Annotated in this window: 20 protein-coding genes; 10 read left to right on the top strand and 10 right to left on the bottom strand. The window is 57.9% G+C overall.

Translation table 11 applies throughout. The features are described from left to right. Nucleotides 1–89 precede the first annotated feature (89 nt). The gene (locus tag FMN52_RS06690; protein WP_148607908.1) at nucleotides 90–548 is read left to right on the top strand and encodes a hypothetical protein; all 459 of its coding nucleotides are present in this window, start codon (nucleotides 90–92) and stop codon (nucleotides 546–548) included. A gap of 31 nt (nucleotides 549–579) precedes the next feature. Here the strand turns inward: FMN52_RS06690 and FMN52_RS06685 are convergent, their stop codons facing one another. Then, complete coding sequence (locus FMN52_RS06685; RefSeq protein WP_148607907.1) at nucleotides 580–981, bottom strand: GFA family protein; 402 nt, start codon at nucleotides 979–981, stop codon at nucleotides 580–582. Then, nucleotides 978–1,583 carry an NAD(P)H-dependent oxidoreductase gene (locus FMN52_RS06680; RefSeq protein WP_148607906.1) on the bottom strand — a complete coding sequence of 202 codons (606 nt, stop codon included), beginning with the start codon at nucleotides 1,581–1,583 and terminating at the stop codon, nucleotides 978–980. Before FMN52_RS06680 ends, FMN52_RS06685 begins: the two co-directional genes overlap by 4 nt. A gap of 110 nt (nucleotides 1,584–1,693) precedes the next feature. Between FMN52_RS06680 and FMN52_RS06675 the strand changes: the two genes are divergently transcribed. The 6 genes from FMN52_RS06675 to FMN52_RS20095 all read left to right on the top strand — a co-directional run bounded on the left by FMN52_RS06675 (nucleotide 1,694) and on the right by FMN52_RS20095 (nucleotide 5,220). After that, complete coding sequence (locus tag FMN52_RS06675) at nucleotides 1,694–2,053, top strand: helix-turn-helix domain-containing protein (protein WP_148607905.1); 360 nt, start codon at nucleotides 1,694–1,696, stop codon at nucleotides 2,051–2,053. Between the two features lie 40 nt (nucleotides 2,054–2,093). Then, entirely contained in the window at nucleotides 2,094–2,423 is a 330-nt protein-coding gene (locus tag FMN52_RS06670) for a TfoX/Sxy family protein (RefSeq protein WP_205424911.1), read from the top strand. 68 nt (nucleotides 2,424–2,491) lie between these two features. Next, on the top strand, nucleotides 2,492–2,878 hold the full coding sequence (locus FMN52_RS06665) for a GFA family protein (protein WP_148607904.1): 387 nt from the start codon (nucleotides 2,492–2,494) through the stop codon (nucleotides 2,876–2,878). Then, nucleotides 2,875–4,089, top strand: coding sequence for a serine hydrolase domain-containing protein (locus FMN52_RS06660; RefSeq protein WP_148607903.1), 1,215 nt, complete (start codon nucleotides 2,875–2,877; stop codon nucleotides 4,087–4,089). The genes FMN52_RS06665 and FMN52_RS06660 overlap by 4 nt, the downstream gene beginning before the upstream one ends. Next, nucleotides 4,086–5,021 (top strand): M14 family metallocarboxypeptidase, encoded by a 936-nt coding sequence (locus tag FMN52_RS06655; protein WP_148607902.1) that lies wholly within the window; start codon nucleotides 4,086–4,088, stop codon nucleotides 5,019–5,021. The genes FMN52_RS06660 and FMN52_RS06655 overlap by 4 nt, the downstream gene beginning before the upstream one ends. A 76-nt stretch (nucleotides 5,022–5,097) precedes the next feature. After that, nucleotides 5,098–5,220, top strand: coding sequence for a hypothetical protein (locus FMN52_RS20095; protein WP_275898168.1), 123 nt, complete (start codon nucleotides 5,098–5,100; stop codon nucleotides 5,218–5,220). On the opposite strand, the gene FMN52_RS06650 is transcribed toward FMN52_RS20095, so the two are convergent. Further along, entirely contained in the window at nucleotides 5,217–6,026 is an 810-nt protein-coding gene (locus tag FMN52_RS06650; RefSeq protein ID WP_240339408.1) for a transporter substrate-binding domain-containing protein, read from the bottom strand. The two genes, FMN52_RS20095 and FMN52_RS06650, sit on opposite strands and share 4 nt — an antisense overlap. 167 nt (nucleotides 6,027–6,193) lie before the next feature. On the opposite strand from FMN52_RS06650, the gene FMN52_RS06645 reads away from it, so the two are divergent. Continuing rightward, nucleotides 6,194–6,502, top strand: coding sequence for a hypothetical protein (locus FMN52_RS06645; RefSeq protein WP_148607900.1), 309 nt, complete (start codon nucleotides 6,194–6,196; stop codon nucleotides 6,500–6,502). A gap of 27 nt (nucleotides 6,503–6,529) precedes the next feature. Here FMN52_RS06645 and FMN52_RS06640 read toward each other — a convergent pair whose 3' ends face one another. Beyond that, complete coding sequence (locus FMN52_RS06640; RefSeq protein WP_148607899.1) at nucleotides 6,530–7,606, bottom strand: TauD/TfdA family dioxygenase; 1,077 nt, start codon at nucleotides 7,604–7,606, stop codon at nucleotides 6,530–6,532. 178 nt (nucleotides 7,607–7,784) lie between these two features. Here FMN52_RS06640 and FMN52_RS06635 point away from each other — a divergent pair, with 178 nt between their 5' ends. Continuing rightward, nucleotides 7,785–9,056 carry an MFS transporter gene (locus FMN52_RS06635; protein WP_148607898.1) on the top strand — a complete coding sequence of 424 codons (1,272 nt, stop codon included), beginning with the start codon at nucleotides 7,785–7,787 and terminating at the stop codon, nucleotides 9,054–9,056. 28 nt (nucleotides 9,057–9,084) lie between these two features. Here the strand turns inward: FMN52_RS06635 and FMN52_RS06630 are convergent, their stop codons facing one another. Further along, on the bottom strand, nucleotides 9,085–11,061 hold the full coding sequence (locus FMN52_RS06630) for a hypothetical protein (RefSeq protein WP_148607897.1): 1,977 nt from the start codon (nucleotides 11,059–11,061) through the stop codon (nucleotides 9,085–9,087). A gap of 244 nt (nucleotides 11,062–11,305) precedes the next feature. Between FMN52_RS06630 and FMN52_RS06620 the strand changes: the two genes are divergently transcribed. Continuing rightward, complete coding sequence (locus FMN52_RS06620; RefSeq protein WP_148607896.1) at nucleotides 11,306–12,547, top strand: Glu/Leu/Phe/Val dehydrogenase; 1,242 nt, start codon at nucleotides 11,306–11,308, stop codon at nucleotides 12,545–12,547. Between the two features lie 82 nt (nucleotides 12,548–12,629). On the opposite strand, the gene FMN52_RS06615 is transcribed toward FMN52_RS06620, so the two are convergent. Genes FMN52_RS06615 through FMN52_RS06595 form a run of 5 tightly spaced genes read right to left on the bottom strand, consistent with a single transcriptional unit; the run spans nucleotide 12,630 to nucleotide 18,669 of the window. Continuing rightward, on the bottom strand, nucleotides 12,630–14,318 hold the full coding sequence (locus tag FMN52_RS06615; RefSeq protein ID WP_148607895.1) for an AMP-binding protein: 1,689 nt from the start codon (nucleotides 14,316–14,318) through the stop codon (nucleotides 12,630–12,632). Between the two features lie 52 nt (nucleotides 14,319–14,370). Next, the gene (locus tag FMN52_RS06610) at nucleotides 14,371–14,946 is read right to left on the bottom strand and encodes a peroxidase-related enzyme (protein ID WP_148607894.1); all 576 of its coding nucleotides are present in this window, start codon (nucleotides 14,944–14,946) and stop codon (nucleotides 14,371–14,373) included. 14 nt (nucleotides 14,947–14,960) lie between these two features. Beyond that, nucleotides 14,961–15,866: a hydroxymethylglutaryl-CoA lyase gene (locus tag FMN52_RS06605; protein WP_148607893.1), complete on the bottom strand. Its 906-nt coding sequence runs from the start codon at nucleotides 15,864–15,866 to the stop codon at nucleotides 14,961–14,963. Continuing rightward, entirely contained in the window at nucleotides 15,866–17,860 is a 1,995-nt protein-coding gene (locus tag FMN52_RS06600) for an acetyl/propionyl/methylcrotonyl-CoA carboxylase subunit alpha (RefSeq protein WP_148607892.1), read from the bottom strand. The genes FMN52_RS06605 and FMN52_RS06600 overlap by 1 nt, the downstream gene beginning before the upstream one ends. Before the next feature lie 2 nt (nucleotides 17,861–17,862). Next, a complete protein-coding gene (locus tag FMN52_RS06595) occupies nucleotides 17,863–18,669 on the bottom strand; it encodes an enoyl-CoA hydratase-related protein (RefSeq protein ID WP_148607891.1) in 807 nt (268 codons plus the stop codon). Nucleotides 18,670–18,671: the final 2 nt, after the last annotated feature.

Raw genomic sequence — 18,671 nt, 5'->3', positions numbered from 1 at the left:
CCGGTTACACTATCAGATGCATTGGGCGGAATCGAAGCATCCTGCCAATCAGGGCAATCGTCCAGCTATACTCACGTGAAGGAGAAGGCGTGCATCAATCAGCAGCCAAGTGGATAGTGTCGCTACTGAGAGACAGGAATATTCCCTTCCTCATTTGTGGAGGACTCGCCGCAAGGGGATATGGCTCTCAGCGCGATCTCCATGACATTGATCTCTTTGTCCCTGGGGAGCACTTTTCGTCTGTGGTCCAGGCAGGGCATCAGTTTATATCCAAAGCGGCTGCCCACCGCCAGGAAGAGGGTTGGGACCTGACCTACGTCCAGTTCAAATATGAGGGTGTCAAAGTGGAGGTAGGTAACGCGGACGGTGCACAAATCTTCGATGCGCAAAATAGAACCTGGGTTGCGTTAAACATCGATTTTTCTCAATACGAGACCATGCTCGTACTCGGCCTTGAGCTTCCGTTGATGCTGAAGGAGGATCTTGTCTGGTATAAATCCCTACTCTCAAGGCCGGTGGATATCGAGGATGTCCGGGCCATGCGGTGATGGCCCGCTTTATACCTAAACCGTTCAGCTTTCATCGTTTTGGCAATTTATCATCAATGTCGATGATTCGGCGGTCGTAGAAGAAATGTCCGTTTGGCTGATAAGACTCTGGAAGTGTATTCCCGTTGGTCTTGAGCACCAGAAGCTGTGAAACCAGCCTCCAGCCCTTAGCGTTGGTGTTGTAGAGCACCTCCCCACAATCACGACAAAACACGCGTGTCATCCGCTTGGAAGGGTGCTGGAACGTTTTTACACTCGACTCACCCCTCGTAACCGAAACCTGATCCGCTTCCCATGCCAGCACAGAGTGATAGGGGACCTGAAGTAGCTCCCGGCAATCCTCGCAGTGGCAGAACGCATGGACTTTGGGGGCTCCGGTCATGGTGACTTCCACTGTGCCGCAGTCGCAATGTACCTGATGTGTATCGGTCATGATGTGCTCCGTTCGCCCGGAATTTGCACCTCAATATGAGTTCGAAAGTGCTGGAAATCCGACTCTACTTGCGGGTTTTTCATCACGTCGTAGCAGGCGAAGGTGTCCAGGCCCTCCATGCCGAAGAAGCGGAAATTCATGTGCATGGGGAAGAGCAGGTCGTCTACGCTTCCGCCGCGGAAGAGATACTCATCAGGATTATTGAAGGCTTCTTCGGGGGCATTGAAGGTGAGTGAGAGCAGGTATTTTTTGCCCTGCAGCGTGCCGCCATTGCCATAATTTGCCTTGGGTGCTTCTTCGGTGCGGCCATCGCCGTTGCACAACGCGCCGCCCATACCGGCGGTGTACACTTCGTCCATGTACTTCTTGAAGCTCCAGGGCACGCCCATCCAGTTAACCGGGGTTTGCAGCAGGATGATGTCTGCCCACTGGTGGTTTTCCAGCTCTTGTTCTACGTCCCAGCCTTTATCGACTTCCACGATTTTCGTTTTATGCCCCTGGGCAGTGAGCAACTCGTCGGCCATCTGGACCAGAGTTCCGTTGAGTTTGCCTTCCGCGAAAGAATAGTAGTGGTGCGCATTGATAATGAGGATATTGCTCATCAGAACCTCCCTGATTAGTAACGAAAGTAATCCTGGTATACTATGGTTACCTGTAAATGGTGTTCAATTAGTATACTTTTAGTAACCTGCTTCCAGTTGCTGGAGAACAGATGGAAAGTCGCGTAGAAACAGACCACTACGGCCGAAAAAAAGTTTTCAATGCCTGCATGGAACCCTGCGCCATCGAGAGGGGCATGCGCATCATTGGCGGAAAATGGACTGGCTCCATCATTTACCACCTGAAAGACGGTCCGGTGCGCTTCAACGACCTTGCCCGCATGCTTGGCGGTGCCAGCAAGAAGATGATCGATCAGCGTCTCAAGGACCTTGAGTCGCGGGAGATGGTGGTGAGAAAGGTCATCAATGACCGGCCGTTCGCGGTGACTTATGAGTTGACGGAGTTTGGCCGCAGCGCGCTGAAGATTCTTGATGACCTAAGGATATGGTCGGAGAAACACGATCTCGCATAGTATGTCCGGGGGTAGAACTGAAAAAGCCTGAAGAGAGCCCATGGCCATGAGCGAATACGTTGAATACCTTAAAGAAGTTTTTTCTGAATTCGGTGAAATTCGCGCCAAAAAGATGTTCGGTGGCTATGGCATCTACCACGATGATGTAATGATCGGCCTTGTCGCCGATGACATGCTCTACCTGAAAGTCGACTCTGAGTCAGTCAGCCGTTTCGAAGAACGGGGGTTATCCCAGTTCATGTATCCGAAGGGGCAGAAAATGGTGGGAATGTCGTACTACCTGGCACCAGAAGAGGCACTGGAAGACTCATCAGAAATGCGCCATTGGGCGACACTGGCCTATGGTGCAGCACTTCGGTCACGAAAATAATATTTACTGCTGGGCTACCTGTTCGCGATGTTGTGGGTTTCTCAGTAAGAGGCGATAGAGAAAAACCGATGACTGTTCATTCTGGTTCCTGCCTTTGCGGCACCGTGAAATTTGATATAGAAGGCGATTTCGAGAACTTTTACTTGTGCCATTGCCAGCACTGCCAAAAAGATACGGGTTCTGCTCATGCAGCAAATCTGTTTTCACAATCCGCCAAATTAACCTGGCTGGCCGGTAACGATGCCGTGACGTCCTTTACGCTTCCAGGCACCCGCCATAGCAAGAGTTTTTGTAAGCTGTGTGGTTCAGCACTGCCAAGCACTCAGCTTGAAGGTTTGCTCGTGGTTCCAGCAGGGTGTCTGGACACTGAAGTCTCCATAAAGCCAACGGCGCACCTTTTCACGGCGAGCAGAGCGGCCTGGGATGAGGCGCTTGAAGAGGTGCCCGTGCTATGACGGAACACACACAGGTTGCTGGCCTGTCGACGGATCATCTTCCAAATATTGAACGTCACCTTGACCGTTGCTATCTCCAGCCCGGGAAGCTACCCGGCGCGCTGACACTGGTCGCCCGGCGAGGGGAGATTGCCTATGTGAAAGCCCAGGGGCTGATGGACGTGGAACGCAACAAGCCGGTCCGCCGGGATACGGTGTTCCGCATCTATTCCATGACCAAGCCGATCACGTCTATCGCCATGATGCAGCTTTATGAGCAGGGGCGGTTTTTACTGGATGATCCCGTGCACAAATATATTCCTGCCTGGAGACACCAGCGGATTTATAAAAGCGGGGTTTATCCGAACTTCCTGACCACGCCTGCATCCAGCACCATGACGATCCGCGACCTGTTTACGCATATGTCAGGCCTGACTTACGGATTCATGCAGCGCACCAACGTTGACGCGGCCTACCGCGAGCTTAAGCTGGATGGCAGCCGGAGCATGGCGCTGGAAGCCCTGGTCGATCGCCTCGCAGAGCTGCCTCTGGAGTTTTCCCCGGGCACAGCCTGGAATTATTCGGTCAGCACGGATGTGCTGGGGTATCTGGTGCAGTTGCTGTCCGGTAAGCCGTTTGATGAGTATCTGCGGGAGCATATTTTTGAGCCTCTGGATATGCCTGACACCGGCTTCCACGTTCGGGATGATCAGCTTGACCGCTTCGCTGCCTGCTATCAGTACCAGGCCGGTGATCAGTTCACGCTCCAGGATGACCCCGAGACATCTCCCTTTCGGCGTAAGCCCCAGTTCATGTCCGGCGGTGGCGGGCTGGTTTCCACCATCGACGATTATTTCCACTTCGCCCAGGCCCTGTGTCAGGGTGGCGAGTTCCGGGGGCGGCGAATTATTGGTCGAAAAACTCTGGAATTCATGTGTCGTAACCATCTGCCCGGCAATCAGGATCTACCGGGCCTGTCTGTCGGTGCATTCAGCGAGACACCTTTTGCCGGGACTGGCTTTGGTCTGGGTTTTTCTGTAAAAACTGACGTCGCCAAATCCCAGACCAACGGATCGGTTGGTGAGTACGGTTGGGGTGGCCTTGCGAGCACTAACTTTTTTGTCGATCCCGTAGAGGAGCTGGTGATGATTTTCATGACGCAACTGATTCCGTCGTCCACCTACCCAATCCGTCAGGAGCTGCGGGCGATCGTTAACGGAGCGCTGCTATGAACACCGCTTCAACACCCTATCCAATCGGCACCCCCGGCACTCCCTGGGGCGAGGCAGAGCGGGCCGAATGGTTGTCACGGCAGACCCGTCAGCGCAGTTACGAGGCGGAGGTGTTGAGCGTGATCGAGCGCCTTGGCACGCGGTTTGATGTGGAAGAATACGGCGGGCTGGATTACGGCCCGGATTATTATCCGCTGATGGCGATTCGCAGCCGCGACTGGAAAGACGATCTGCCGGTGGTGCTGATCACGGGCGGCGTTCACGGTTACGAGACCAGCGGCGTTCATGGCGCGCTTGAGTTTCTCGATAAGCACGCGGCGGATTATGCCGGGCGCGTGAATCTGCTGGTTGCGCCTTGCGTCAGCCCCTGGGCGTACGAGCGTATTCATCGCTGGAACCGTAACGCAATCGACCCCAACCGCTCGTTCCACGAGGACAGCCCGGCCGGGGAGTCGGCTGCGCTCATGCGGCTGGTGGCGCCTGTTTGTGATCTCGCGCTGATTCATGTGGATCTTCACGAAACCACCGATACGGACGAGTCGGAGTTCCGCCCGGCGCTGGCCGCCCGCGACGGCAAGCCGTTCGAGCCGGCCGGGATTCCCGATGGCTTCTATGTGGTCGACGACAGCGAAAACCCCCAGCCGGACTTCCAGCAGGCACTGATCAAGGCAGTGGAACAGATTACGCACATTGCGCCGGCTGATGAGAGTGGTGAGATCTTCGGTTCACCGGTGGTCGCCCGGGGCGTGATCCAGTATCCGCTCTCGCAGTGGGGTCTGTGCGCTGGCATGACCCGCGCTCCTTACCGGACCACCACCGAGGTTTATCCCGACAGCCCCCGTGTAACCCCCGAACAATGCAATGCCGCGCAGGCCGCGGCGGTGTGTGCGGCGATCGACTACGGGCTGGCTCATTCTGAAAGCGCAGAGTGATGTATTGGGTCGGCATGGAAGAATAACTTAACTAGACTTGCCAAAGAGCTGACCCAAAAACAATAAGGCAAACCCCATGGATGCTCCCGAAAAGAATATGGCGCCCGAGAATATTCTCTTTGAGACCATTGCCATCCTGATCCTCGCCATCGCTGCGGTAGTTTTGACGCGTCTCAATCAGATGCGGAAAGCCGACTAGCCCGGTTCTGATGAGTAGGGCCGGGCCAGCGCTTCAAGTTTTTCCTTTCTCAGTTCGCCAAGGGCGTTCCATATTTGCTCGGCAAGCTCCGGGTTGGCCTCTTTGAACTGCCGGGACAGCATCAGGTAGTAGGGTTTGGTTTTCAGGGGCGGGTCGATCCGGACAATGTCGGCTAATGGACCAGGATTGTTGCTCAACAGAAAATCTGCCGTGACCGACTGGAGGGCGACAGCGTCTACCCGCTTTGCGACCAGCAGTTGGAGGCTTTGCGCGGAACTGCGGACCTTCATTACCGAGACGCCAAGCTTCTCCAGATCATTCACGATGGAATAACCCAGTGGCGCTCCAATCTCCAGGTCCGGGTCCTCGAAGGCCGCGCCGTTCCAGGCCAGCTCAGCATTTGGCAGGGCGTATAGATGGTAGCTTATAGTGGTCAGGCGGCGTGAGGGGTCCACCTGCCCATTCTTCCGTGGGTACTCGCCAATGCGGGTGCGGGCATCGTTGTAGGATGCATTGAATATTCCATCCACCTGGCCGGTGTTGAGCATGGCAAGGCAGCGTTTCCAAGGGTAGCGGCTGAATTTGATCTTCAAATCCGGTATTCGCTCTTCTAGCAGTTTTACCAGTTCCACCGCAGCGCCGGGTCTGTCCAGAACCTTTTGAGTGTCGCCCATGTAATAGGGGAATTGGGTTTTATCTTCGTAGGCGACATGCAGGACGGTTTCAGCGTGGCCAGTTCGGGCAGGACTCCAGAGAAGCAGGATTGACAGCGCGATGGCGACAAATGCATGAAAACACGCTTTCATGGGCATGCTCAAACGAATGAAAAGACAAGACTAGCTTAGTTTGCGGCGAGGGATTTTCAATACATCTTTCAATTAAGACCAGCGGCCCTGGCATCGGACTGAAATGTATAAGACCATGCTATCCATATTTTCGAAAAGAGGCCATTGCGGCCCGGGAGACCTGATCAATGAAGTATAAGAGCCTTGGATTTTTGTTGGCGGTTGGGGCTTTGACGGGGTGTCAGACTTCCTCTCACGTCTCGTCCGCGACCATGGATGGAGATGGCATTACCTGCAACGAAATCTACCAGGCATTCTCAGCTTATGAGAGCGACCGGCAATCGGCTGCCGCCTGGGCCCAGCTAGGCACGCTGATCAGCCCCAGTGCGGGGAACTACGCGGACATGGGTGTGAAAACGGCCGCCAAATACTACGATCAGATCAAGGCGGCAACGAATATTTCTCTCGCTGTTCGCGGTTGTCAGCCTGTGCAGTGACGCATGGCCGCATGAAAAACGGGTTAATCAGTTCTGCATGCGGATGTCGTCTTTCCAGCGAAAGCCCACACCACCGGCCTGCCATACGCCGTCTTTGTTGAACGGGTGAGGGCCTGCCATGTTGATGTACTGTGGCAGCCCGAAATGTGGCGCGAGGTTCCGCGGTGCCTTGATGGTTACGCGGTCCATAATGCGCAGGCCTTGTTGCTCTGCTGGAAGATGAGCCTCTGGCGAAGCGCGGTGCGCAACGGCCCAGTTGTCGATAAACAGCAGATCGCCGGTATCGTATTCGTAGCGAATGCCGTAGCCATCCTTGAAGGAGTCGTTCAACAGGTCGTTGTAATCGTTGAACAGCTCTTTCATGGCAGCTTCATTCAGCAAACGGAAGCTGTCGGCGGGGGCGGGCAGGGTTTTCAGCTGGTCGAGGGTCAGCCCGTCTTCCGGCAGGCGTTCGATGATGGCGCCGGTCATGCCCAGATGCAACCAAACACTTTTGCGGCCGGAAATCGGGTGGGTGTGAACCACAGGATGGGTCACACTGGATGCGGAGTTTACCGACACCAGCCGTTCCCAGAAGTCCTGTTTCTCCGGCGGGAGTGCATCAAACGCGGCGCCCTGGTGCGCGAAGTGGGTACCGCCTCCGTGCTCTGGGGCCCGCGCCATGTAGTAGGCGCTGTGGGAGAAGGTGGCGGCTTCGAAACTGCCGTCGTTGTGCCACTGGGGGCCAACGCCGAGGATGCCCTGGCGGCCATCGTTGGAGCAGCGGAAGATGTGCCGGTTGCGGCCAGGCGTTGCAGGATGAACACCATGCGTAGAGTGGATCTCGCGCCCGCCCCACCATTTGCAGGCATTGATCAGTTCTTCAGGGGAGAGGCCTGCCTGGTGTTTGAAGACAATAAACCCGCGATTTGCCATTTCTTCCTCCAGCGCCTTGATAGCTGGCTCTGACAATTGGGTTCGTACGTCGGCGCCATAGATTTCAACGCCGATAGGGTCCAGTGGCTTGAGCGACAATCCTTCCTGTTTGAGCAGGGCCACATTCTCCGGATTCAGGGGCGCTACGGTGGAGTTTGGTTCTCGGGGTGTTTCCAGGGGCTGTGCCATAGCGGTTCACTACCATGCTGCTCGTTTTGTATCCAGCGTAACCCAGCGGGTTTTTGGAATTCAAATCTGATGTTTCGATAGACACCTTTCGAGTGAGTCGCCAAAGATGCTCGGTGCTTTAAAAACCTCGTTTGCATGTCTACGCTGAGGGGATGCACAGCGCAAGGAGCACAGCGGGATGAAGTTTCCTTCGAGCACGTCATTTGCACTCCTGGGCGCAGCGCTGATTGCCATCAGCTACGGGCTCGCGCGTTTTGCCTTCGGCCTGTTTGTTCCCCCAATCCGGGCTGATCTTGAGTTGGCGCCGGATGTGATTGGTGTGATCGGTGCGCTGCCGCTGATCAGTTTCGTATTCGCTACCCTGGTTGCGCCGCTTTCTGCGGACCGGCTTGGCGCCCGCAACACGGCGATGGCTTCCGGTATTTTTGGTGTCGTCGGTCTGGCGTTGATCAGTCAGGCCGTAGGGGCTGTTTCGCTTGGGGTTGGGGTTGTCGCCTGCGGCATCTGCACGGGCCTGATGATGCCGGCACTTACGGCAGCCATGCAGGCGTTGGTGAGGCGTTCGATGCATGGTCGGGTCAGCTCGGTGATGAACGCAGGTACGAGTATTGGTGTGGTGATCGCTGTGCCGACGATTCTGTTCCTGGCCGGCGCCTGGCGCTACGCCTACGCCTCCTTTGCGGTGCTGGCGGTGGTCGGGGTCATTGCCACCTGGTTCTTCATTCCGTCTGTTTCCCGCGTCGTGCCCTCCAATGCCGCACCGGTGCAGCCCATCAGTGCGGATCAGTGGTGGCGCCTGCTCAGGCTCTCGGTGTTCGCATTCATGATGGGCTTTGTGTCCGCTGCCTACTGGATTTTCGCGCCTGATCTTGTGGTTAACCTGGGCGCCATGCCATCCGATGCCACCGGTTGGCTCTGGTTAGGGGTTGGTGTCGCCGGTCTGGGCGGCGCGGTGGTGGCCGATCTGGCCGATCGCAACAACCCTCCGGTTACCCAGGCCCTGATGCTGATGATGTTGGCAGCGAGCCTGGCGTTGCTTGCAGCCAGCCCGGACAACCTGATCATTTCGGCTTTTTCCGCGCTGGTTTTTGGTCTGTCGTACATGAGCTTGACCGGGCTGTATCTGATGACCGGCATTCGTCTGCTGCCCGGGCGGCTCTCCATGGGGCCTGTACTGCCGTTCATGGCAGTATCCCTTGGCCAGGCGGCAGGCTCGCCGGTGGTTGGTATGCTGGTTGGCGGGGTTGGCTATGCGGACGCGTTTGCCACGTTCTGCGTGATTGGCGTTGTCGTGGCCATGCTTTCGCCGCTTTACCCGCGCTATCTGGAATATGAGCCTGAGGAAGAGAGTGAGGAAGATACCGGTCTGCAGGCCGCCTATGACTACCAGCTGCAGAACGAGGAAGGGGAGCCGCTGACGCCGGTATCCGGCAAGTCTGAAAGCTATTAGGGTTGCTTCGCCGATGCCTTTCCCCAGGCTAGGCGTCGCTCGGAGCCGCCCAACTTCCGTAGCCCAGGTCCATCACCCGGGCGATCTCTTCATCGGGTATCTCTGAGAGGTCGCCAAGCTCCAGGGTGTCATAGTGGAAGGCATATAGGCGGGAGGTGAATTCGGCAACGGGCAGGGACGCTTCGCCGCGTACTTCGCCATTGCCGTGGGTTGAGCAGGTAATCCCCTGACCCCAGTTCTGGCCGCTGTCGTTGTTGGGGTTGAAGAAATAAACTCGCATCTCATTGCTCGGGCTCAAAGCGACCCGCAATATGTTGATGGCGTGGCGGCCAACAAAGCGCGCAGCGCTGTCGGTAACGGCAATCCCGGCCGGTTGGGCATGTATGACTGGCATGTTGCCGTTATAGAAGGGGTGATAGCTGGCGTAAAAATGCCGGATAAAGTTCTCGTAGTCCTGCACCTCACCGGTTTTTATATCGGCCACCACGCGGAAGCCGTGACTGACCCACCAGCCATAGAATTCAGGGTTGATCCAGCGGTGGGCGTCGTCATCGCGGTTTTCACAGCGGCGCCACATCTCGCCATAGATGCGATCCAGGTGGGGGATGAGAATCAACGATACCGGGTCCACATCCACCGGTGTTCCTTTCACCAGCCCGGGCTCCAGATCTCTGGATGAAACCTCCTGGCCCTCGAAGCGGCTCAGCACTTCGTTGTCCCGGGCTGCCCACGTTAATACCTGAAGCAGATAATCGGCCTCGTTGGAGGCCCACATCGACAGGCCAATGGCTGACTGGCAGGTGGGGTTGTTGCCCTGGCCAACGCCCAGGGGTTGGCCCAGCAGATTGAGAACGCCTGCCAGCAGGAAAACTCTGGGTGGCCGGGCTTCACCAAACGCCTCTCTGAGGGTTTGTTCAGTCTCCGGAGATGGCCGGAGCTTGATATGCCGCCACAGGGCCTGGGCAACAGAGGGCGTAAACAGCGACCCGCGCTCCAGCATCATGGTAAGGCCGTACACGGCCTGGCTGGTTTCCGGGTAGATGGCTTCGTCAATCAAGGTATGAACGAGCTCGGTGTAACAGTAGAGATCGTCCAGGCCGGTCATGGTCAGCCCCAGTGTATTAGGTATCAGATCGTCCTGGCCGGTGGCGCGCAGGAATCGGAGCATCACTGCGTGGTAGGGGGAGGCCAGGCCAGTGTCGAACATGCTTCGGGCAAAGTAGCTGGCTTCAGATGAAAGCGCTACGTCGTCCATGTCCTTCAGGCGTTGCTCGTAGATGGCCAGGCCCGGGTCCTCGGCGCTGGCGGGTGTGGGTGCGAACAGGGCCTTCACAAGCCGGGTTGCATTGGCATTGCGTCCGGTCTTGATGTCGGGATCGTAGAGGCACTTGGCGATCTGCACGATCATCTCGCGGATACTGTCGACCTGTACCGGGCCCTGGTCCAGCAACCGCCAGACTTCCGCCACCAGGCTGTCCAGAAGACTTTCATAACCAAGATGGGAGATCAGATACTGGTAGAGCTCCTGAACGATGGTCCCGAGCTGCTTTGGGCGTTCCCGGTCGGCTTCTGTGAGCTGGCCAGATAGCAGGTCGAGGTTAAGGGCCATCACCTGGGTGAGATAATGGCGAGCCTGCTCCGCTGAAATGCCCGGATGGAAATATTTGCCACGGGTGACGGCAAGCATGCGCAGCTCGCTGATCGCTTCGACGATGGTGGTGACGGCGCCAGCCTCTCGCAGGGAGAACTTGGCCAGAGCGGGTTGCAGGAGGGCCGGTTGGGCCCAGTCGCTGGTACCGAAAATGCCGGCGGATTCGAGCGAGCGTACCCGCCGGTAGAGGGCGTCGAACCCGCCCGGGATGGTCATTAGCATTCGCGTCCGTTCCAGAAGCCCGAGGCTGGAGGCTTGGGGATCGGAGCGACGGGCGCGGGCGAATTCCGCCAGTGCCATATCAAACTGCATCAATGCCGGCTTGAGCGCAGGATCTGCGTCTTGGCGCTCCATAGCGTTGGCTCCCTTGAAGTATTACCCGCCCTGGCGAAAGCGTTGAATAAAGGCTTCAGACTCCGCGATTGATTGTTCCATATTGCGAATCTGGGCAGTGAAGCATGGTGAGGGGGAGCTGGCAAGCTTTGAGTCAGGTACCGTCTTCCATCGCGCCTGCTATGTTGATAGTCAGAAGGTTTTCTGTCGGGCCTTGTGGCCGGGCAGTGAGCAATGTCCGACTCAAACTGTGGAGGGGAACGCCATGGATTATGATTTTCTGGATGAAAGTGGACAGATTCTTCGTGAGGCTGGCCGTCTCGGCAGGATTGACCCCAATGTGATTGAATTTCTTGCTGAACCCGGGCGCGTGGTGAGCTTCCGTATTCCCATGAAGATGGACGACGGCAGTTTCCGGGTGTTTGATGCCCACCGTGTCCGCTATAACGATGCCCTGGGACCGAGCCGGGATGGGACGCGCGTTTCCCCCGATCTCGACCTGGACGAGGTGAAATCCCTCGCCTTGATCATGTCGATCAAACACGCGGCTGGCCGAATTCCCGCCGGGGGCGGCAAGGGCGGAATCGTCGCCGACCCGCGTACGTTGAGTGAACGGGAATTGGAGTCGCTTTGCCGAGCCTACATCCGAAACCTGCGCCCGAGAGGGCAGGCGTACGATGTACCCGGTGCGGACATTGGCACAGATCTGAAAACCATGAGCTGGATGCTTGACGAATACGAGTCTGTTACCGGTTACCACGAGCCAGCGGCAGTGAATGACAAGCCGCCTATCCTCGGTGGTTCGCTCGGGGGCTTTGAGGCGACCGGGAGCGGAGTTTTCGATGTGTTCAGGGAAGCTGCCATACAGGCGGAGTTCGACATCGGTAATGCCCGTGTGGCGATCCAGGGATTTGGCCAGGTCGGGTCGGTGGCGGCGACCATGTTTTACGAAGCCGGCTGTAATGTTGTGGCGGTGTGCGATAGCCAGGGCGGCGTCTATTTGAACGAGGGGCTAGATATTCCGGCCCTGTTGGCACACAAGAAATCCACCGGAAAAGTTTCGAACTTTGCAGGCAGCGAACCGATAACCAGCGAAGCGATGCTGGAATGTGATTGCGATGTGTTGGTACCGGCGTCGGTTCAGGGGGTTATCACCGCGGACAACGCCGACCGGATTCAGGCCCGAATGGTGGTGGAGGCCGCGAATGCACCAGTCACGTTAAAAGCCGATGCGATGTTACTGGATAAAGGCGTGATAATTGTTCCGGATGTGTTGGCCAATGCCGGTAGCGTGCAGCTGTGCCAGATGGAGCGCAGTCAGGGTCTTTCCGATAATTACTGGGATATCGAAACCATCAACCGCCTGCGACAGGAGCGGTTGGCGAGGGGCTACCGGGAGGCCGTGAGCACAGCAGCCGAACACCAGCTCAAATCGGTCCGGCTGGGCGCGTGGATTAATGGGCTCAAGCGGATTGAAGAGGCAATGCACTTGCGTGGCTGGTGCTAGCCGGCAATCGCCGGGTCAGCGCCCAGCAAAAACAAACCCCGGCCAAAAGCCGGGGTTTGAGGGTGAAGAATCAGGGAAGCGATTACTTCTTCAGGCCCATCTCCTCAATAGAAATCTCCCGCATTTTGAACTTCTGGATCTTCCCGGTAACGGTCATCGGGAATTCATCCACGAACTTGTAGTTCTTCGGGATCTTGAAGTGGGCGATCTTGCCCTTGCAGAAGGCCTGCAGGTCCTCTCCGGTGACTGGTGCTGCTTCTGGTGCCAGCTTCACCCAGGCAATCAGCTCTTCTCCGTATTTGTCGTCGGGAATGCCGGTTACCTGCACTTCTTCGATGGCCGGGTGGGTGTAGAGGAACTCTTCGATTTCCTTCGGGTAGATGTTCTCGCCACCGCGGATGACCATATCCTTGATGCGGCCAACGATCTGGACGTAGCCCTCTTCGTCCATGGTGGCCAGGTCGCCGGTGTGCATCCAGCCGGCGCTGTCGATGGCTTCGCGGGTTTTCTCTTCGTTGTTCCAGTACTTCAGCATCACGCTGTAGCCACGGGTGCACAGCTCGCCAATTTCCCCACGCGGAACCACATTGCCCGTGCCTGGATCGACGATCTTGGTTTCCAGGTGCGGCTGGGTGCGGCCCACGGTAGTGACCTGCTTCTCGAACGGATCCAGGGAGCTGGTCTGGGTGGAAACCGGGCTGGTTTCGGTCATGCCGTAGGCGATCTGAACCTCTTTCATGTTCATCTTGCCGTTGACCTTCTTCATCACCTCTGCCGGGCAGATGGAGCCGGCCATGATGCCGGTGCGCAGAGTGGAAAGGTCATAGGTTTCAAAATCCGGATCTGCGAGCTCCGCAATGAACATGGTCGGCACGCCATAAAGGGCGGTGGCCTTCTCCTGATGCACTGCCTGCAGTACAGACTTGGGCTCAAAGCCTTCATCCGGGTAGATCATGGTGGAGCCGTGGGTAATACAGCCAAGATTGCCCATGACCATACCGAAGCAATGGTAGAGCGGGACCGGGATAACAAGACGATCCTTCTCGGTGAACAGCTGGCTCTCGGCCACAAAATAGCCGTTGTTCAGGATGTTGTGGTGAGTCAGGGTGGCGCCCTTCGGATTGCCGGTGGTGCCGGAGGTGAACTGGATGTTGATGGGATCATCAAACTGCAACTCGCCCTGGCGCTTTTCCAGGTCCGCTTCGGACACATCGCTGGCGAAGCCGACGAACTCTTTCCAGGTCCACATGCCGTCGTGCTTGTCTTCGTGCACGTTGATCACGGAGCGCAGCTCGGGCACGTGGTCGGCCTTGAGCTTGCCCGGCGCGCTGCGTTTCAGCTCGGGAGCCAGCTCGTAGATCATCTCACGGTAGTTGGAGGCCTTGAAGCTGTCTGCAGTGACCAGAACGGTAATGCCCGCCAGGTTCAGTGCGTATTGCAGCTCATGCACGCCGTAGGCCGGATTGATGTTGACGAGGATGGCGCCAACCTTTGCGGTGGCAAACTGGGTCACCGTCCACTCATAGCGGTTGGGTGACCAGATACCCACCCGGTCTCCGCGTTTCACGCCGATGGCCATGAAGGCCCGGGCCGCTTCATCCACCTTTTCAACAAATTCCTTGTAGGTCCAGCGAATGTCCTGGTGCAGGCACACCAGGGCTTCGGTGTCCGGATATTTTTCTGCAGTGCGGTCGAGCATATCGCCGATGGTCATGCCCAACAGGGGCGCTTCGGCGGTTCCGCTGGTATAGCTTGGTAGAGTCTTGCTCATATCTCTGCCTCCATTGTTTTTGTATTCGAGGGCGAGCAGGGTGGTTCGCCTGCTAGCGACTCTGACTGTGGTATTCGGGGTTAGGTTGCATATCGCTGGCAATCGCCACGCGATTGGACATGTTGTAGAAACCGACCAGGTTGCTGAGATCCCAAATGCCACGGTCGCTGAGACCGGCATCCCGAAGCGCCTGCATGTCGTCTTCGGTGACGGTGGCCGGCGAGCGGGTGAGGTGGGATGCAAAATCCAGCATGGCCCGTTGGCGCTTGTCGAGTTTGGCGCTGCGGTAGTTCATCACCATGTGCTCCCCCAGCTGCGGATCGCCGCTCAGTACCCGCACGGCGGCGCCGTGGGCAACCAGACAGTAGAAGCATTTGTTTTCTGAGGAGACCACCACGGCCACCATTTCCCGCTCCAGTTTGGAGAGTTCCCCTTCACCGAGCATGAGCTCGTTGTAGAGGCGGGTGAAGCCGTCCAGTTGCTTGAGGTTCTGGCTGTAGGCGGTAAGTACGTTCGGGATCATGCCCAGTTTTTCCTGGCAGATCTGGAAGTACTTCTGGGTGTCTTCTGGCATCTCGCTGATCTCAGGGATGGGGAGATCCAGGGCGACTACGTTTTTATTGCTCATGACTACTCCTGGTTTTAACAGTTACCGCCCAGTGCCTGGCCGACTTTGGAACCGTTGTGACGGTTCAGCTGATTGCAGATCCAGTCGCCGGTTGCCACCAGCTTGTCGAGATCGACACCGGTTTTTATGCCCAACCCGTTAAGCAGGTATAGCACGTCTTCGGTGGCTACGTTGCCCGAGGCACCCTTGGCGTAAGGGCAGCCGCCGAGGCCAGCGACGGAGGCATCGATAACGCTGACACCTTCTTCCAGCACCGCATACAGGTTGGCCAGGGCCTGGCCATAGGTGTCGTGGAAGTGCGCAGCCAGCTTGTCCATGGGAACATGGGCGGCGACGGCTTCGAGCATGCGTTTGGCTTTGATCGGGGTGCCGACGCCAATGGTGTCGCCCAGTGAGATTTCATGGCAGCCCATGTCATACAGAGCCTTGGCCACGGTGGCCACCTGTTCTGGGGCGATATCGCCTTCGTACGGACAGCCCATGACGGTGGAAACGTAACCGCGCACGGGGATGCCGTGTTTGCGGGCTTCCTCGACCACCGGGGCGAAGCGCTCGAGGCTTTCGGCGATGGTGCAGTTGATGTTCTTTTTGGTGAAGGACTCGGACGCGGCGCCGAAGACAGCCACTTCGCCGACCTTCGCAGCCAGTGCGCCCTCAAACCCTTTCAGGTTCGGGGTGAGGGCGGAGTAGCAAACGCCAGCCTTGCGGTTGATGCCGGCCATAACCTCGGCGGCGTCACCCATCTGTGGCACCCATTTCGGGGATACAAAGCTGGCGGCCTCAATGTGGCTCAGGCCGCTGTCTGCCAGGCGGTCGATCAGTCCGGTCTTGATGGCGGTGGCGATCACCGGGCCGGGCTCGTTCTGGAGTCCGTCCCGGGGGCTCATCTCAACCAGGCGAACCTGTTTGGGAAAGGCCATCAGCCTGCCTCCTCTTCGTTCACTTCAATGGCAATCAGCTCAGCACCTTCGGAAACCTGGTCGCCCTCGGCGAAGAAGATTTCAGTGACCACGCCGTCAGCCGGGGCCTTGATGGCGTGCTCCATCTTCATGGCTTCCATGATCACCAGGCTCTGGCCGGCGGTGACCTTGTCGCCGACCTTGGTCTGCACGGCCACGATGGCGCCGTTCATGGGCGCCGCCAGGCTGCCTTCGCCGGCCATTTCCTCGAAGCCGTAGCTTTCCTTGTACACGGTGCAGTTGAAGGTGTCGCCTTCGTAGAACAGCACCAGCTGGTCGTTGTGCAGGTTGCCGTGGATGCTGATGCGGTGGCCGTTGATGACCGCCTGCAGGTAGTCGTCATCCAGGCGGGCAGTAAGGTTGTAGACGCTGTCGCCAACGAAGACCTGATAGCGGTCGTCGCGCTCCAGCACCTTCAGGTCGTGAATCTCTTCGCCCACTTGCAGTTGCAGCGGCTGGGCAAACTCCGAGTTCATACGCCAGCTGTTCTGACGGCCGAACGGTGACCAGGGATCGGTGCTGACCACTTCCCGGGATTTACGCTGCTCCAGAACAAAGCCGGCAGCCAGTACCAGGGCCTTGTGGGTATCCAGCCTGGATTTCGGGAACAGCAATTCCCGGTGATCCTCAATGAAACCGGTGGTCAGGTCCGCTTCCCGGAACGGCTGTGCGTCGGCCAGGGCATGCAGGAACCGAATGTTGGTCTTAACGCCCGCGATACGGTAGTGCTCAAGGGCCTGGACCATGCGGTTGATGGCCTGGTCCCGGGTTTCGTCCCACACGATCAGCTTGGCGATCATCGGGTCGTAATGGATGCTGATGTCGTCGCCTTCGGTAACACCGGTGTCCACACGTACGTGGGCGCTTTCATCCGGGGTGCTCAGGTAGCGCAGGTTGCCGGTGGCCGGCAGGAAGTCCTGGTCCGGGTCTTCGGCGTAGATCCGCGCTTCCAGGGCGTGGCCCCGGGTTTTCACCTGGGACTGCTCCAGCGGCAGGGGCTCGCCCCAGGCCACTTTCAGCTGCCATTCCACCAGATCCTGGCCGGTGACCATTTCGGTAACCGGATGCTCCACCTGCAAACGGGTGTTCATTTCCATGAAGAAGAAGGAGCCATCCACGTCGTACAGGAATTCAACGGTGCCGGCACCCACGTAATTGATGGCCTGAGCGGCTTTTACGGCCGCCTCACCCATGGCTTTGCGGGTTTCCTCGCTCAGGCCCGGGGCCGGAGCTTCTTCCAGGACTTTCTGGTGGCGGCGCTGCACGGAGCAGTCCCGCTCGGCCAGATACACGCCCTTGCCATCCTTGTCGCAAAAGACCTGAATCTCCACGTGCCGTGGCTGGGTCAGATAGCGTTCGATCAGCATGTCCGGGTTGCCGAAGGCGTTCTGGGCTTCCCGTTTGGCGGCAGCGAGGGCATCGTCGAACTCGCCCATATTCTGGACCACGCGCATGCCCTTGCCGCCGCCCCCGGCGACGGCCTTGAGTAGAAGCGGGAAGCCGCATTTTTCGGCCTCGGCGCGAAGGGTTTCGGCGGACTGGTCGTCGCCGTGGTAGCCGGGCACCAGGGGTACGCCGGCTTCTTCCATGATGGCCTTGGCTGCAGATTTGGAACCCATCGCGGCAATGGCCGAGGAGGGCGGGCCAATAAAGACAATATTGTTGGCTTCACAGGCTTCGGCAAACCCGGTGTTTTCCGAGAGAAAACCGTAGCCCGGATGAACGGCCTGAGCGCCACTCTTTTTGGCAATCTCGATGATCTTTTCAGCCCGCAGGTAGCTCTCAGAGCTGGGCGCGGGGCCGATGTGGAAGGCTTCGTCGGCCATGGCCACGTGCCGTGCATTGGCGTCGGCCTCTGAATAAACGGCGACGACGCGAATGCCCATGCGGTGGGCGGTTTGTATGATCCGGCAGGCGATTTCGCCCCGGTTGGCGATCAGTATTTTGCTGAACATTGTTATTTTTCCTCCGGAACCCAGTTGGCCTTGCGCTTGTTCAGGAAGGCGCTAAGCCCTTCCTGCCCTTCTTCACCCACCCGGATATCCGCGATGCGGTGTGCAGTGTCGTCAATCACGTCGTCGTTGATGGGCTTGTGGCTGACGGCGAATACCAGGTCCTTGGCGGCTTTCATGGCCTCGGGCCCGTTCATGGCCAGTTGCTGGAGCATGTCGTTGCAGCGGTCTTCCATAGCCTCAACATCGTCACAAACGATGTGCACAAGGCCGTACTCCTGAGCCTGCTTTGCGGTGAACACTTCAGCGGAGATGAAGTACCGCCGGGCCTGGCGCTCGCCGATGGCGCGCACCACGTAGGGGCTGATCACCGCCGGAATCAGGCCCAGCTTCACTTCACTGAGGCAAAAGCTGGATTTCTCGCTGGCAATGACGATGTCGCAGCAGGCGGCAAGGCCGACCGCGCCGCCGAAGGCAGCGCCCTGTACCAGGCCGATTACCGGCTTGGAGAGGTGGTTGAGTACGTTCATTAGCCGCGCCAGTTCCCGGGAATCGTCCAGGTTTTCCTGGCGGGTGTTCTCGGCCATGCGGCGCATCCAGCCAAGGTCGGCCCCGGCAGAGAAGTGTTTGCCTTCGGAGCGCAGGATAACGACCTTCACGCTGTTGTCGGCATTCACCTCGGTGAGGGTGCGGATCAGCTGCTGGATGATCAGGTCGTCAAAGGCGTTGCGCTTGTCCGGGCGGTTGAGAACCACCTCGGCAATGCCTTCTGACCGGTGTCTGAGCAGGACTGCGGATTCGTTGTCTGTCATGT

The organism is Marinobacter sp. BW6, assembly GCF_008107725.1.
Classification (GTDB): domain Bacteria; phylum Pseudomonadota; class Gammaproteobacteria; order Pseudomonadales; family Oleiphilaceae; genus Marinobacter.
Note: the sequence above shows the minus strand (reverse complement) of the source record. Positions and strands in the feature narration are given on the sequence as shown.

Excerpts from the sequence above, each read along its gene's own strand:
- FMN52_RS06685 (WP_148607907.1), bottom strand. The coding sequence starts at position 981 with ATGACCGATACACATCAGGTACATTGCGACTGCGGCACAGTGGAAGTC.
- FMN52_RS06680 (WP_148607906.1), bottom strand. The coding sequence starts at position 1,583 with ATGAGCAATATCCTCATTATCAATGCGCACCACTACTATTCTTTCGCG.
- FMN52_RS06675 (WP_148607905.1), top strand. The coding sequence starts at position 1,694 with ATGGAAAGTCGCGTAGAAACAGACCACTACGGCCGAAAAAAAGTTTTC.
- FMN52_RS06670 (WP_205424911.1), top strand. The coding sequence starts at position 2,094 with ATGGCCATGAGCGAATACGTTGAATACCTTAAAGAAGTTTTTTCTGAA.
- FMN52_RS06665 (WP_148607904.1), top strand. The coding sequence starts at position 2,492 with ATGACTGTTCATTCTGGTTCCTGCCTTTGCGGCACCGTGAAATTTGAT.
- FMN52_RS06660 (WP_148607903.1), top strand. The coding sequence starts at position 2,875 with ATGACGGAACACACACAGGTTGCTGGCCTGTCGACGGATCATCTTCCA.
- FMN52_RS06655 (WP_148607902.1), top strand. The coding sequence starts at position 4,086 with ATGAACACCGCTTCAACACCCTATCCAATCGGCACCCCCGGCACTCCC.
- FMN52_RS20095 (WP_275898168.1), top strand. The coding sequence starts at position 5,098 with ATGGATGCTCCCGAAAAGAATATGGCGCCCGAGAATATTCTCTTTGAG.
- FMN52_RS06650 (WP_240339408.1), bottom strand. The coding sequence starts at position 6,026 with ATGAAAGCGTGTTTTCATGCATTTGTCGCCATCGCGCTGTCAATCCTG.
- FMN52_RS06645 (WP_148607900.1), top strand. The coding sequence starts at position 6,194 with ATGAAGTATAAGAGCCTTGGATTTTTGTTGGCGGTTGGGGCTTTGACG.
- FMN52_RS06640 (WP_148607899.1), bottom strand. The coding sequence starts at position 7,606 with ATGGCACAGCCCCTGGAAACACCCCGAGAACCAAACTCCACCGTAGCG.
- FMN52_RS06635 (WP_148607898.1), top strand. The coding sequence starts at position 7,785 with ATGAAGTTTCCTTCGAGCACGTCATTTGCACTCCTGGGCGCAGCGCTG.
- FMN52_RS06630 (WP_148607897.1), bottom strand. The coding sequence starts at position 11,061 with ATGGAGCGCCAAGACGCAGATCCTGCGCTCAAGCCGGCATTGATGCAG.
- FMN52_RS06620 (WP_148607896.1), top strand. The coding sequence starts at position 11,306 with ATGGATTATGATTTTCTGGATGAAAGTGGACAGATTCTTCGTGAGGCT.
- FMN52_RS06615 (WP_148607895.1), bottom strand. The coding sequence starts at position 14,318 with ATGAGCAAGACTCTACCAAGCTATACCAGCGGAACCGCCGAAGCGCCC.
- FMN52_RS06610 (WP_148607894.1), bottom strand. The coding sequence starts at position 14,946 with ATGAGCAATAAAAACGTAGTCGCCCTGGATCTCCCCATCCCTGAGATC.
- FMN52_RS06605 (WP_148607893.1), bottom strand. The coding sequence starts at position 15,866 with ATGGCCTTTCCCAAACAGGTTCGCCTGGTTGAGATGAGCCCCCGGGAC.
- FMN52_RS06600 (WP_148607892.1), bottom strand. The coding sequence starts at position 17,860 with ATGTTCAGCAAAATACTGATCGCCAACCGGGGCGAAATCGCCTGCCGG.
- FMN52_RS06595 (WP_148607891.1), bottom strand. The coding sequence starts at position 18,669 with ATGACAGACAACGAATCCGCAGTCCTGCTCAGACACCGGTCAGAAGGC.